Raw genomic sequence first — 13,342 nt, forward strand, 5'->3', positions numbered from 1 at the left:
GCAGTGACCGTTGTGCGAGGGGCGTGCGGCCGCCGCCGAGGTCGCAAGGCGTCGCCTGCGGTGTTCGTCGCCCGGCGGCGCCGTAGGCTGTGACGTCATGGCTGACGCACTGCTCGGCCCGGCGGAGATCCGGGAGCTCGCCGCGCGGCTCGGGGTCGCGCCGACGAAGAAGCTCGGCCAGAACTTCGTGCACGACCCCAACACGGTCCGGCGCATCGTCGCCGCGGCCGGGCTCACCGCCGCGGACGTGGTGCTGGAGGTCGGCCCGGGGCTGGGTTCGCTCACCCTGGGGCTGCTCGGCGCCGCCGCACACGTGCACGCCGTGGAGATCGATCCGGTGCTGGCCGCGGCGCTGCCGGCCACGGTGGGGGAACGGTCCGACGCCGGGAAGCTGACCGTGCACCCCGCCGACGCGCTCAAGGTCACCGCGGGGCTGTTCCAGCCGGCGCCGACCATGCTGGTGGCGAACCTGCCGTACAACGTGGCGGTTCCGGTCGTGCTGCACCTGCTGGCCGTCCTGCCGACGCTGCGTGGCGGGCTGGTCATGGTGCAGAAGGAGGTCGCCGACCGGCTCGTCGCCGGTCCGGGGTCGAAGGTCTACGGGGTGCCCTCGGTCAAGCTCGCCTGGTACGCGGAGTCCCGTGCGGCGGGTCGCGTGCCTCCGGCGGTCTTCTGGCCCGTGCCCAACGTCGATTCCGGCCTGGTCGCCTTCACCCGCCGCGAGCTGGACTGCGACGTGCCGCGCGGGGTCGTGTTCCAGGTGGTCGACGCCGCCTTCGCGCAGCGGCGCAAGACCTTGCGGGCCGCGCTCGCCGGCTGGGCCGGCGGCGCCGCCGCGGCGGAGCGAATGCTTCTTGCCGCGGGGGTGGAACCCCAGGCTCGGGGCGAGTCGTTGACCGTACGGGAGTTCGCCGCGGTCGCGGCTGCCGCGATCTCCCTGGGCCACGGCGGTAAGCTCAGCGCAACCGGCAGGCGGCACGGGGAGGTGGACTCATGACGGCAACAGCGGAACCCGTCGTGTGTTCGTCGCTGCCGCGAGGATGCGTGCTGGTGACCCGGGAACTCGCTCCGTGACGGAGGCTTGGGGCCCGGACGACGACAAACCGCGCCGGATGGCCGGCCCGGTACGGGTCCGCGTGCCCGCGAAGATCAATCTGCATCTCGGCGTCGGCCCGTTGCGTGCCGACGGTTTCCACGAGTTGAGCACGGTCTACCACGCGATCAGCCTCTTCGACGAGCTGACCGCCCGCCGCGGCGACACCCTCGCGTTGACCATGGAGGGCGAGGGCGCCGGTGAGCTGGAGCTGGACGACAGCAACCTGATCATCCGGGCGGCCCGCGCGCTGGCCCACAAGGCGCGGGTGCCGGCCCACGCCCGGCTGCATCTGCGCAAGACCATCCCGCTGGCCGGCGGCCTCGCCGGTGGCAGCGCCGACGCCGCCGCGACCCTGCTCGCCTGCGACCTGCTCTGGGGCACCGGCTTCAGCAAGGAGGAGCTGGCCGAGATCGGCGCCGAGCTCGGTTCCGACGTGCCGTTCCTGCTGCACGGTGGCACCGCGCTGGGCACGGGCCACGGCGAGGCGATCAGCCCCATCCTGGCCCGGCCGACCACCTGGCACTGGGTGGTGGCGATCGCCGACGGCGGCCTGTCCACGCCCGCGGTCTACCGCGAGCTGGACCGGCTTCGCGACAGCCCGTGGCCGCCGACGCCGTTGGAGAGCCCCGACGAGCTGATGGCCGCCCTGCGTCAGCGCAAGCCGGAGGTGCTGGGCGCGGCCCTTGCCAACGATCTGCAGCCGGCGGCGCTGTCCCTGCGCCCAGCCCTGTCCGACGTGCTCAAGGCCGGCCACGAGGCGGGCGCGGTGGCGGGCCTCGTCTCCGGTTCCGGTCCGACCTGCGTCTTCCTCGCCACGGACGCCCGCCACGCGGAGCAGGTGGCGGGGCTGCTGGCCGAGTCCGGGGTGTGTCGCACGGCGGTGACCGCCCGCGGCCCCATGCCGGGCGCCCGCGCCGTCTGACCTGCCCCGCCACGCGATGGCGGACCTCGCCGCAGGGGCTTGTCGCCCGTCAAGGTAGTCTGGACGGCATCGTGGCCAACATTGTCAATCTGGACCGGGTCAACAAGGGCTACGGCGCCGCCGGTCAACTGCTCACCGACGTCTCGCTCGGGCTCGACGACGACGCCCGGGTCGGCATCGTCGGTCTCAACGGCGCCGGCAAGTCGACCCTGCTGCGGCTGCTCGCCAAGCTCGAGGAGCCCGACTCCGGCCGGGTCACCCACCGCCGCGACCTGCGGGTCGCCGCCCTTCCGCAGAGCCTGGTCCTCGCCGGCGAGGCGACCGTCCGCGACGTCGTGCTGGGCACCGCCTGGCTGGCCGAGGGGATGGGCGCCGAGCACGAGTGGGCCGGCGACGCCGGCGTCCGCGAGATCCTCGACGGCCTCGGCATGGGCCACCTCGGCCTGGAGACGCCGGTCGGGCCCATGTCCGGCGGTGAGCGCCGCCGGGTGGCCCTCGCCGCGCTGCTCGTCCGCGAGTCCGACCTGCTGATCCTCGACGAGCCCACCAACCACCTGGACGTGGCCGGTGTCGACTGGCTCGCTCGCTACCTGCTCGGCCGCCGGGGCGCGCTGGTCGTCGTCACCCACGACCGCTGGTTCCTTGACGCGGTGTGCACCGCGACCTGGGAGGTCGTCGACGAGCAGGTGCACATCTACGAGGGCGGCTACGCGGCCTGGACCCTCGCCCGGGCCGAACGGCAGCGGGTGGCCGCGGCCGTCGAGGCCCGGCGGCAGAATCTGCTCCGCAAGGAGATCGCCTGGTTGCGCCGCGGCCCGCCGGCCCGGACCTCGAAGCCGCAGTTCCGCATCGACGCGGCGAACGCGCTCATCGCGGACGTCCCGCCGGTGCGCGACAAGGTGAGCCTGCAGCGGCTGGCGACCACCCGGCTGGGCAAGCAGGTGTACGACCTCGAGAACGTCCGCCTCGAGGCCGGCCCCAAGACCATCTTCTCGGAGCTCACCTGGCACGTCGGCCCCGGCGACCGGATCGCGATCCTGGGCGCCAACGGCGCGGGCAAGACCACCCTGCTGCGCCTGCTCGCCGGCGTCACGGAGCCGGACGGCGGGCGCCTGGTGCGGGGCTCGACCGTACGCCCGGCGTTCTTGTCCCAGGAGCTCAAGGAGCTGCCGGGACACCTGCGCTTGCTGGAGGCCGTCGAGGAGGTGGCCAAGCGGGTCAAGCTCGGCGACCGTGAGTTGTCGGCGGGACAGCTCGCCGAGGTGTTCGGGTTCACCGACAAGCGGATCTGGACCCCGGTGAGCGACCTCTCCGGCGGCGAGCGACGCCGGCTGCAACTGTTGCGCCTGCTCGCCGCGGAGCCGAACGTGCTGCTCCTCGACGAGCCCACCAACGACCTCGACACCGACACGCTGGCCTCACTGGAGGACCTGCTCGACTCCTGGCCCGGCACGATGGTGGTGGCCAGCCACGACCGCTACCTGGTCGAGCGGGTGACCGACACCGCGTACGGGATGTTCGGCGACGGCCGGCTGGTGCACCTTCCCGGCGGCGTCGACGAATACCTCGCGCGGACCGCCGGTGCTCCCGCCCTGGCGCCCGTCGCGGCGCAAGCGCCGGGGGCGGCTCCCGCCGCGGCCGCTGGGAACGGGATGTCCGCGGGTGAACTGCGGGCGGCCCGCAAGGATCTCGCCCGCCTGGAGCGGCAGCTCGCGAAGCTCGAGGACCGGATCGTGAAGATCAACGAAGGTCTCGCCGAGCACGGCAGCGACTACGACAAGATCATGGAGTTGGACGCTCAGCTCAAGGCGGTGCAGGCGGAGCGGGCCCAGGTCGAGGAGGCCTGGCTCGAGCTGGCGGAGCAGGTGGGCGACGCCTGATCCGGGGGTGCTCCTGCGGGCGCCGAGGCGATGCGCGAGAATCTCTGGCGAGACACGAACCGAGGTTGGAGACGGACACCATGGCGCACATTCCGGTCAATCACCCGCTGCGGCCGCTCTACCGCGCTCTGGGCGCGCTGACCGGAGCCTACCTCGTCCTCTTCGGGATCGTGGGCATCATCGTCACCGCCGGTGACGGCCTGTTCGGCAACGGCGGGGACCGGGTGCTGGGGCAGGGTGCCAACCTGTTCTGGTCGATCGTGTCGCTGCTGATCGGCGGCATCGTGGTGCTCGCCACGGTCATCGGGCGCAACTCCGACGTCGAGGTCGACAAGTACTTCGGCTGGGGCCTGCTGGTCGTCGGCAGCTACGAGCTCGCGGTGATCCGCACCGACGCCAACTTCCTCGACTTCAGCGTCTCGACGGTCGTGGTCACCTACCTCCTCGGCCTGGTGCTGATCATGGCCAGCCTCTACAGCAAGGTCGCTCCGACCGCGCAGGCCGGCGAGCCGCGCCAGGTGCGGCAGGCACGGGCGACCCAGAACGCCTGATGGCTCACTACCCCGTCAATCACCACCTCCGCCAGACCTACCGCCTGTTCGCCGGCGCCTCCGGGGCCTACCTGGCCCTGGTCGGGGTCGTCGGCGTCGGCGTCACCTGGGGTGACCCGTTCTTCCACCGGGGACACGACTGGGTGCTGGGGCTGCGCACGAATCCCGCCGGGGCGTGGCTGACCGCCCTGTTGGGCCTGGCGGTGCTGGTCGCCGTGCTGCTCGGCGGCAACGTGCACCATCACGGCAGTCTCGTCACGGGCTGGGGCCTGCTGGGCGTGTCCATGGTGCTGCTGGCCCTCATCCAGACCGACGCGAACGTCCTGAACGTCTCGATGGTCAACGTCATCGTGCTCACGCTGCTGGGCCTGGTGGTCCTGACCGCCGGCCTGTACGGCAAGGTGGACGATTCCGCAGCCACCCGCGCCGACGACGAGCGGGCGCACCAACCCGCCTGAGCCGGGTGGCCGGCTGTCCCGCGCGGAGCGCGGCCGGCTCCGGCCCGGGTCGGATGGCCGGCCCGGGTCGGGTCAGCGGGTCCGGGTCGGGCGCGAGTCGGATGGCCGGCTCAGGCCGGGGTCAGCGGGTCTTGCGGGTCAGCAGGGTGGGTTTGGCCTCGAGGTGCGACAGGCCGTTCCAGGCCAGGTTCACCAGGTGCGCGGCCACCATCTCCTTCTTCGGTTTGCGTGCCTCGGGCCACCACTGGCCGACCAGGGCCACCATGCCCACCAGCGCCTGCGAGTAGAGCTCGGCGAACTTGGGCTCCAGCCCGCGGGACGTGAACTCGGCGCCGAGGATGTGCTCGACCTGGTGGGCCACGTCGTTCATCACGCTGGAGAAGTTGCCCGCCGGCTGCAGCGCCGGCGACTCGCGGACCAGCACCCGGAAGCCGTGCGGTTCCTCCTCGATGTAGTCCAGCAGCGCGAGGGCGGCCTGCTCGAGGAGCTCGCGGGGATGCCCGGCGGTCAGGGCGGCGGCGACGCGGTCGAGCAGGGCGCGCACCTCCCGGTCGACGACGACCGCGTAGAGACCCTCCTTGCCGCCGAAGTGCTCGTACACGACCGGCTTGGAGACCTTGGCGCGCGAGGCGACCTCCTCCACCGAGGTTGCGTCGAAGCCGCGCTCGGCGAAGAGCTGCCGGCCGATGGCGATGAGCTGCTCGCGCCGTTGCGCCGCGGACATGCGTACGCGCGACGAGGACGGCGCGGCCGCACTCCGGCCCGTCGCAGTGACCGGGCGCAGGCGACGACCCCGGGGTTGGTTGCTGGTGTCGTTGTGCTCGGTCACCTCGCCATCCTGCCAGCTTCGGCGAATCCCATCGATCCACGTGGCGGGAACGGCGATGGTCAATTGTTAACAACTTACGCTTACGTCACCGTAAGTTATAACGCCGTCGGAAGGCCTCGATCGCGTCCGCCGAGCCCTCGCTCGCGCTCACCATGATCACTGCTCGAGATCCGGCGCATGTTCCGGGCCGCGGAACGGAAATCCTGCTGGCGGGCCATGTGACCGGAGTGTGGACGGTGGGTTGCGGGGCGGTCGACGACAAAATCTGCACCTTGTCCATCGAGAAGGTGTAACGCCGCTGTAACTCCAAGTCGATAACGTGCGCTCCGAGCAACATTCATGTATCGACATCTTTCTTTCACCGCTGCCCCTTGCATGCCTGTGCGACCGTTCCAAACGACACGGCGGGAGTCCGATGAAGACAGTGCGACAGACGAGCTCACTGGTGCTGGCCGTCAGCGGGGGTGTCGGCATGGAGCCGAGCCCGCATCAGGTCGCCGCCGCGGCGCGGGCCGGTGGAATCGGCGTTCTGGACCTGGGGCGCGGCGATGCCTGGAGCCTGCGCGTGCTGGCGCAGACCGCCCGCCGCGTGGGCGAGGGGCTGGGCGTGCGAGTCACCGCGGCCTGCGCGGCCACCGCGGGCGACCTGGAGCGGGTCGCCGGTGGCGCCGTCGAGCTGGTCGTCGTCGCCGCGGACGCCGGATGGGACGTCGCCGACCTGGTCGGCCGCTACCGCGTCTACGTCGAGGTCACCGACCTCGCCGAGGCGCGAGCCGCCGTGACCGCCGGCGCGCACGGGTTGGTCGCCCGCGGCATGGAGTCCGGGGGGCGCGTCGGCGACCTCAGCTCCTTCGTGCTCCTCCAGCAGCTCGTCGGCGTCGGGTTGCCGGTCTGGGCGGCCGGCGGCATCGGCCCGCACACCGCGGCGGCCTGTGTCGTGGGTGGCGCGGCGGGGATCCTGTTGGATACCCAGCTCAGCCTGCTCCCTGAGTCCACATTGTCCGATCAACACCTTTCGCTGCTTCGTCGCATGGACGGTACTGAAACGGTGCTGCGCGACGGCATCCGGGGCGTCGAGAGCGGCGGCACGCTGCTGCCCATCGGCCAGGACGGCTGGCTCGCCGCCGACTTCGCCCGGCGGTACGCGGACACCGCCGCGGCCGTACGCGGCATCCGCGACTCGATCCTGCAGGCCCTGGAGCACGCCGACGCCGGCGAGGCGCTGAGCCCCGGCGCCCCGCTGGCCCGGACGCTGGGCGTCGACCTTCCCGTCGCCCAGGGCCCGATGACCCGGGTGAGCGACGTGGCCGGCTTCGCCCGCGCCGTCGCGGACGGCGGCGCCCTGCCCTTCATCGCCCTGGCCCTGGCCAACGCCGAGCAGAGCCGGCGGATGCTGACCGAGACCGCCGCCGCGCTCGGCGACCGCCCGTGGGGCGTCGGCGTGCTCGGCTTCGCGCCGGAGCACCTTCGGGCCGCGCAGATCGAGGTCGTCCGGGAGATCCGTCCCGCGGTCGCGATCATCGCCGGTGGCCGTCCCGCCCAGGCCAAGGGCCTCGAGGCCGACGGCATCAGCTCCTTCCTGCACGTGCCGTCGCCCGGGCTGCTGCGCCAGTTCCTGCAGGCCGGCTCCCGCAAGTTCATCTTCGAGGGCGCCGAGTGCGGCGGGCACGTCGGCCCGCGCGCCAGCTTCCCGCTCTGGGAGGCGCAGCTCGGGGTCATCGAGGAGTTCCTCGCCGAGCGTCCCGAGGGCACGGCCGCGGAGCTGCAGATCTTCTTCGCCGGCGGCATCCACGACGAGCGGTCGGCGGCGATGGTGGCCGCGATGACCGGCCCGCTCACCCGTCGCGGCGCCCAGACCGGCGTGCTGATGGGTACGGCGTACCTGTTCACCGCCGAAGCCGTCACCCACGGCGCGATCCAGCCGCTGTTCCAGCAGCAGGCGATCGAGGCGACGCGGACGGCGCTGCTGGAGACCGCTCCCGGCCACGCGACCCGGTGCCTGCAGTCCGGCTTCGTGGACGACTTCCACAGCCTGCGCGAGCAGCTCGAGGGAGCCGGCGTGGAGAACCGCGTCGTCTGGGAGCAGCTCGAGATGCTCAACGTCGGCCGGCTGCGCATCGCCAGCAAGGGGATCACCCGCGACGGCGACCGGCTCGTGCCGGTCGACGAGGCCACCCAGGCGGCGGAGGGCCTGTTCATGGCCGGGCAGGTCGCGGTCCTGCGCGACGCCGCCACCACCATCGCCGGCCTGCACGACCAGGTCACCACGGCTGCCGCGGCCGGGCACGCCGACCGGGTCGCCGCCCTGCGCGTCGACCTCGGGCTGGACCCGGTGCTGGAGCCGGAGGTCGCCGACCCGCTGGACATCGCCATCGTCGGCATGGCCTGTGTCTTCCCCGGATCGCCCGACCTGGCCTCCTTCTGGGAGACCGTGATCAGCGGCGCCGACAAGGTCGGCGAGGTGCCGGCGGACCGCTGGGACGTCGACACCTACTACGCGCCGGAGGTCGGGCCCGGGCAGACCGGCCGGATCACCGTCTCCAAGTGGGGCGGCTTCATCGACCCGGTGCCGTTCGACGCGATCAAGTACGGCATCCCGCCCGCCGCGCTGGCCAGCATCGACCCCACTCAGCTCCTCGCCCTGGAGATCTCGCACCGGGCGTTGTTCGACGCCGGGTATGCGTACGACTCCGGCTTCGACCACGGCCGCACCGGCGTGGTGTTCGGCGCCGAGGCGGGCAGCGACATGAGTCAGACGCAGACGTTGCGCACCCTGCTGCCCGGATACCTAGGCGAGCTCCCGGAGCAGCTCGAGGACCTGCTGCCGACGGTCACCGAGGACACGTTCCCCGGTGTGCTCGCCAACGTCATCGCCGGCCGGGTCGCCAACCGCCTCGACCTCGGCGGCCCCAACTACACCGTGGACGCCGCCTGCGCCTCGTCGCTGGCCGCCATGGACGCCGCCTGCAAGGAGCTGATCGCCGGCGACAGCGACCTGATGATCTGCGGCGGCGCCGACCTGCACAATGGCATCAACGACTACCTGATGTTCACCTCGGCGCACGCGCTCTCGCCGACCGGCCGGTGCCGCACCTTCGACAGCACCGGCGACGGCATCGCGCTGGGTGAGGGCGTCGCCGCCGTGGTGCTCAAGCGGCTCGCCGACGCCGAGCGCGACGGCGACCGGGTGTACGCCGTGATCAAGGGCCTCGGTGGCGCCAGCGACGGACGCGCCCTGGGCCTGACCGCGCCGCGCGCCGAGGGCCAGCGCCGGGCGCTCGACCGGGCGTACGGCGGCGCGGGCATCTCCCCGAGCGAGGTGGGCCTGGTCGAGGCGCACGGGACCGGCACGGTCGTCGGTGACCGTACCGAGCTGGAGACGCTGACCCGGCTCTTCACCGAGTCGGGAGCGCGCCCCGGCACCTCGGTGCTGGGCTCGGTCAAGTCGCAGATCGGCCACACCAAGTGCGCGGCGGGCATGGCCGGCGTCATCAAGGCCGCGCTCGCCCTGCACACCGGCGTGAAGCCGCCGACGATCGGGCTGACCCGCCCCAACCCGGCCTGGAACCCCGACACCAGCCCGTTCGCGTTCCACACCGAGACCCGGCCCTGGGCGGCGCCCGCCGCCGAGCGGATCGCCGGGGTCAGCGCGTTCGGCTTCGGCGGCACCAACTTCCACGTGGTGCTCGGCGCCCATCCGCCCACCGCGGACCCGCGGCACACCCGCCAGGAGTGGCCCGCCGAGCTGTTCATGTTCCGCGGCACCACGGTGGAAGCCGCCCGGCGCGGCGTCACCAAACTGCTCGACAAGCTGTCCGCCGGCGACAAGGGCGTAAGCCTGCGTGAGCTGGCCGCCACCGCGGCGCGGGAGTCTGACCCGCGCACCGGCCCGGTGCGCATCGCGGTGGTCGCGTCCGACGTCGACGACCTGGCCGTCCTGCTGCGCCGCGCCCTCGACGGGGACCACGACCCGCGCAAGGGCCTGATCCAGCCGCCGGCGAGCACCGAGCCGGGCAAGGTCGCCTTCCTGTTCCCCGGGCAGGGCAGCCAGAAGCCCGGTGCCCTGTCCGACCTGTTCGTCGCCTTCCCGGAGCTGCGCGAATACCTCGAGCTGGGCCGGGAATGGGCCGACCTGCTCTTCCCCCCGACCGCGTTCGGGGAGGAGGCCGAGCAGGCCCAGGCCGACCGGGTACGCGACACCCGCGTCGCCCAGCCGGTCCTCGGCATCGGCGGCCTCGCCGTCGACCACGTCCTGCGCCGTCTCGGCGTACGTCCGGACATGGCCGGCGGGCACAGCTACGGCGAGCTGGTCGCCCTCAGCACCGCGGGCGCCTTCGACCCGGCCACGCTGCTCGACCTGAGCCGGGAGCGGGCCGCGGCCATCCTCGCGGCCGCGGGCGACGACCCGGGGACGATGGCCGCGGTCAGCGGCACCGCCGAGCAGGTCACGGCCGCGCTGGCCGCCGCCGGGCTGGACGGCGAGGTGGTGTTGGCCAACCACAACGCGCCTACCCAGGTCGTCATCTCCGGCCCGACCGAGGCGGTTGCCCGCGCGACGGCCGCGCTCAAGGAGGCCAAGCTGCGCGCCCGGGCCATCCCGGTGGCCGCCGCCTTCCACAGCCCGGTCGTGGCGCAGGGTGCCGTCGCCTTCGCCGACGTGCTCGCCACGCGGGAGATCACCGCGCCCACCCTGCCGGTCTGGTCGAACCACAGCGCCGCGCCGTACCCGGCGGACGCCGGCGCGGTCCGCGCGGGGCTCGCCGCGCAGATCGGCGCGCCGGTCCGCTTCGTCGAGCAGGTCGAGGCGATGTACGCCGCCGGCGCCCGCGTCTTCGTCGAGGCCGGCCCCGGCCAGGTCCTCGCCAAACTGGTCGCCGCCGTGCTCGGCGACCGCCCGCACCTGGTCGTCACCGTCGACGGCCGTCCGGGCCAGGGGCTGCGCGCCCTGCTCACCGCCGCCGCCGAGCTGGCCTGCGCCGGGGTTCCGGTGCAGACCGGCTGGCTCTTCGCCGGCCGGGACACCTCCGGTCCCGCGGCGCCGGCGGCCAACCGTCCCACCTGGACCGTCGACGGCCAGGCCGTACGGGACCGCACCGGACAGTGCCTGCCCGGCGGGATGACTCCCGCCCGGCGCATCGAGATCGAGGAGTTCACGATGACCGCAGTGCAGGGCCCCGACGGTGCCCGCGACAACCGCAGCGAGCTCGTCAGCGAGTTCCTACGGACGAGCCGGGACCTGATCGCGACCCAGCGCGACGTCCTGCTGGCGTACCTGGGCGAGAGCAGCGGCGGGCGTCTGGTGTGGCAGCCCGCCGAGGCGGCGCCGGCCCTGGCGGCGGCGCCGCTGGCGGCGCCGTCGATGTCGGCCGCGATGGTCGCTCCGGTCTCGCCCGCGCCCGCGACGACGGTCGCCGTGCACTACCCGACGGTCGCCGAGACGGAGGCCCTGCTCGCCCCGGAGCCGTCGCACTCCGGCCTGGACGTGCAGGGTGCCGTGCTGGCGGTGATCAGTGAGCGGACGGGTTACCCGGAGGAGCTGATCGAGCTCGACCTGGATCTGGAGGCGGATCTGAGCGTCGACTCGATCAAGCGGGCCGAGGTGGCCGGCGAGGTGGCGAACAAGCTGGGGCTGACCGTCGAGGGTGACGAGTCCGAGCTGGAGGATCTGGTCAAGGCCCGCACCGTACGGGCCATGGTGAGCTGGCTCGACGCCCGCATCAACGCGTCGCCGGCCGCCGCGACCTTCGCCGTCTCCACCACGGTCGCCGTGTCCGCCGCGCCGGCCGCGGTCGCCCTACCGGCGATGGACGTGCAGGGTGCCGTGCTGGCGGTGATCAGTGAGCGGACGGGTTACCCGGAGGAGCTGATCGAGCTCGACCTGGATCTGGAGGCGGATCTGAGCGTCGACTCGATCAAGCGGGCCGAGGTGGCCGGCGAGGTGGCGAACAAGCTGGGGCTGACCGTCGAGGGTGACGAGTCCGAGCTGGAGGATCTGGTCAAGGCCCGCACCGTACGGGCCATGGTGAGCTGGCTCGACGCGAAGATCAACGCGCCGGCCGCGCCGGCCCCGGCGGTGGCCGCCCCCGTCACCACCCCCGTCACCACCCCCGTCGCCGAGCCCGTCGCCGAGATCGAGGCGCCGGCCCGGGTGGGCATCGCGCCGCAGCGGCTGATCGCCACCCTCGAGCCCGCCGTGCCCGGCGACGCCGCCGGCACCGATATCGCGGGCGCCCGCTTCCTGATCACCGGCGGGGCCGCGACCGGCGTCCGGCTCGCCGAGCTTCTCGCCGACGCCGGTGCGAGCGGCGTGAGCGGCTCGACCGCCGACGACCCGGCCGGCCTCGACGGGATCGTGCTGCTCGACGGCCTGACTGCCGACGGCGGCCCGCTGCTGCCGGACGCGTTCGGCTTCCTCAAGCGGGCGCTGTCCGCCGGGCCGCGCTGGCTCATCGCCGCCGGCCCGGAGGCGGGCACCGCGCGGACCGACGGACTGACCGGCCTGTTCCGCACGATCGCCCGGGAGTACCCGGAGACCGTCGCCCGCTACGTCGAGGTGAGCGCCGCGGCATCCGCCGACGAGGTCGCCCAGGGCCTCGTCGAGGAACTGCACGAGGCGGCCCCCGCCCCGGTCGTCTATCGCCGGGCCGACGGGCGGCACGTCGGGCAGCTCACCGAGGCCGGATTGGGAGTGCTGGCCGACGGGGGAGCCGGGCCGGCCGGCGACGGCGCGGCCGAGGCGCGGGCGATCGGGCTCGACGCCGACTCGGTCGTGGTGCTCATCGGCGGCGCGCGGGGGATCACGCCCTGGTTCGCCCGGACGGTCGCCGCCGCCTCACGGTGCCGGATCGAGCTGGTCGGGCGTACGCCGCTGCCGCAGACCGACGAGGATCCGGAGCTGGCGGCCGCCGGTGACAAGGCGGCGCTGCGCTCGGCACTGGCGCGTCGCGGCATGCGTTCGCCCGCCGACATCGACCGCGCCGCGTCCGCGATCCTGGCCGCCCGCGAGGTCAACGCCACCGTCGCGGAGCTGACCGAGCTCGGCGCCCACGTGCGCTACCACTCGCTGGACGTCCGCGACGACGAGGCGACCCGCCGGCTGGTCAAGCGGATCCACGACGAATACGGGCGCATCGACGGCCTGGTCTACGCGGCCGGGATCATCGAGGACAAGCTCATCGGCGACAAGGACCCGGCCTCCTTCGAGCGGGTGTTCCGCACCAAGGTCGACGGCGCCCGGTCGGTGCTCGACGCCCTGGACGGCTGCGGCGCCGCGCCCCGGTTCGTGGTCATGTTCGGCAGCATCGCCGCCGCGTACGGAAACCGCGGCCAGAGCGACTACGCGGCCGCCAACGACGCGCTCGACGCGATGGGCACCCGCTGGTCGCAGGTCACCGGCCACCGCGCGCTGACCGTGCACTGGGGACCGTGGGCCCCGGTCGGCGCGCACGGCGGCATGGTCACGCCCGAGCTGACCGCCGAGTACGCCCGCCGCGGCATCGGCCTGATCGACCCGGAGGAGGGCGCGCTCAGCCTGCTGCGGGAGCTGGCCTTCGGGGATCCGGCGCAGACCTCGGTCGTCCTCACCGCGTCGGGCTGGTAGGCCGGC

General features: G+C 73.4%; 7 protein-coding genes. 6 read left to right on the forward strand and 1 reads right to left on the reverse strand.

Annotated features, from left to right (window positions below; translation table 11 throughout):
- Positions 1–97 precede the first annotated feature (97 nt).
- From rsmA to EDD30_RS23480, 5 genes are all read left to right on the forward strand, one after another.
- Positions 98–997: a 16S rRNA (adenine(1518)-N(6)/adenine(1519)-N(6))-dimethyltransferase RsmA gene (gene rsmA / locus EDD30_RS23460; protein WP_071803172.1), complete on the forward strand. Its 900-nt coding sequence runs from the start codon at positions 98–100 to the stop codon at positions 995–997.
- A 73-nt stretch (positions 998–1,070) separates the two neighbouring features.
- Positions 1,071–2,018: a 4-(cytidine 5'-diphospho)-2-C-methyl-D-erythritol kinase gene (locus EDD30_RS23465; RefSeq protein ID WP_071803174.1), complete on the forward strand. Its 948-nt coding sequence runs from the start codon at positions 1,071–1,073 to the stop codon at positions 2,016–2,018.
- A gap of 71 nt (positions 2,019–2,089) precedes the next feature.
- Entirely contained in the window at positions 2,090–3,898 is a 1,809-nt protein-coding gene (locus EDD30_RS23470; RefSeq protein WP_071803176.1) for an ABC-F family ATP-binding cassette domain-containing protein, read from the forward strand.
- A gap of 80 nt (positions 3,899–3,978) precedes the next feature.
- A complete protein-coding gene (locus tag EDD30_RS23475; protein WP_071803215.1) occupies positions 3,979–4,449 on the forward strand; it encodes a DUF4383 domain-containing protein in 471 nt (156 codons plus the stop codon).
- On the forward strand, positions 4,449–4,907 hold the full coding sequence (locus EDD30_RS23480) for a hypothetical protein (protein ID WP_071803178.1): 459 nt from the start codon (positions 4,449–4,451) through the stop codon (positions 4,905–4,907). The genes EDD30_RS23475 and EDD30_RS23480 overlap by 1 nt, the downstream gene beginning before the upstream one ends.
- A gap of 121 nt (positions 4,908–5,028) precedes the next feature.
- Here the strand turns inward: EDD30_RS23480 and EDD30_RS23485 are convergent, their stop codons facing one another.
- Positions 5,029–5,631 carry a TetR/AcrR family transcriptional regulator gene (locus tag EDD30_RS23485; protein ID WP_244945641.1) on the reverse strand — a complete coding sequence of 201 codons (603 nt, stop codon included), beginning with the start codon at positions 5,629–5,631 and terminating at the stop codon, positions 5,029–5,031.
- Between the two features lie 520 nt (positions 5,632–6,151).
- Between EDD30_RS23485 and EDD30_RS23490 the strand changes: the two genes are divergently transcribed.
- Complete coding sequence (locus tag EDD30_RS23490) at positions 6,152–13,336, forward strand: type I polyketide synthase (RefSeq protein WP_123678477.1); 7,185 nt, start codon at positions 6,152–6,154, stop codon at positions 13,334–13,336.
- Positions 13,337–13,342 lie beyond the last annotated feature (6 nt).

Source organism: Couchioplanes caeruleus (genome assembly GCF_003751945.1).
GTDB lineage: Bacteria > Actinomycetota > Actinomycetes > Mycobacteriales > Micromonosporaceae > Actinoplanes > Actinoplanes caeruleus.

Coding starts and splice junctions, on each gene's coding strand:
- EDD30_RS23490 (WP_123678477.1), top strand. CDS start 6,152: ATGAAGACAGTGCGACAGACGAGCTCACTGGTGCTGGCCGTCAGCGGG.
- EDD30_RS23485 (WP_244945641.1), bottom strand. CDS start 5,631: ATGTCCGCGGCGCAACGGCGCGAGCAGCTCATCGCCATCGGCCGGCAG.
- EDD30_RS23475 (WP_071803215.1), top strand. CDS start 3,979: ATGGCGCACATTCCGGTCAATCACCCGCTGCGGCCGCTCTACCGCGCT.
- rsmA (WP_071803172.1), top strand. CDS start 98: ATGGCTGACGCACTGCTCGGCCCGGCGGAGATCCGGGAGCTCGCCGCG.
- EDD30_RS23480 (WP_071803178.1), top strand. CDS start 4,449: ATGGCTCACTACCCCGTCAATCACCACCTCCGCCAGACCTACCGCCTG.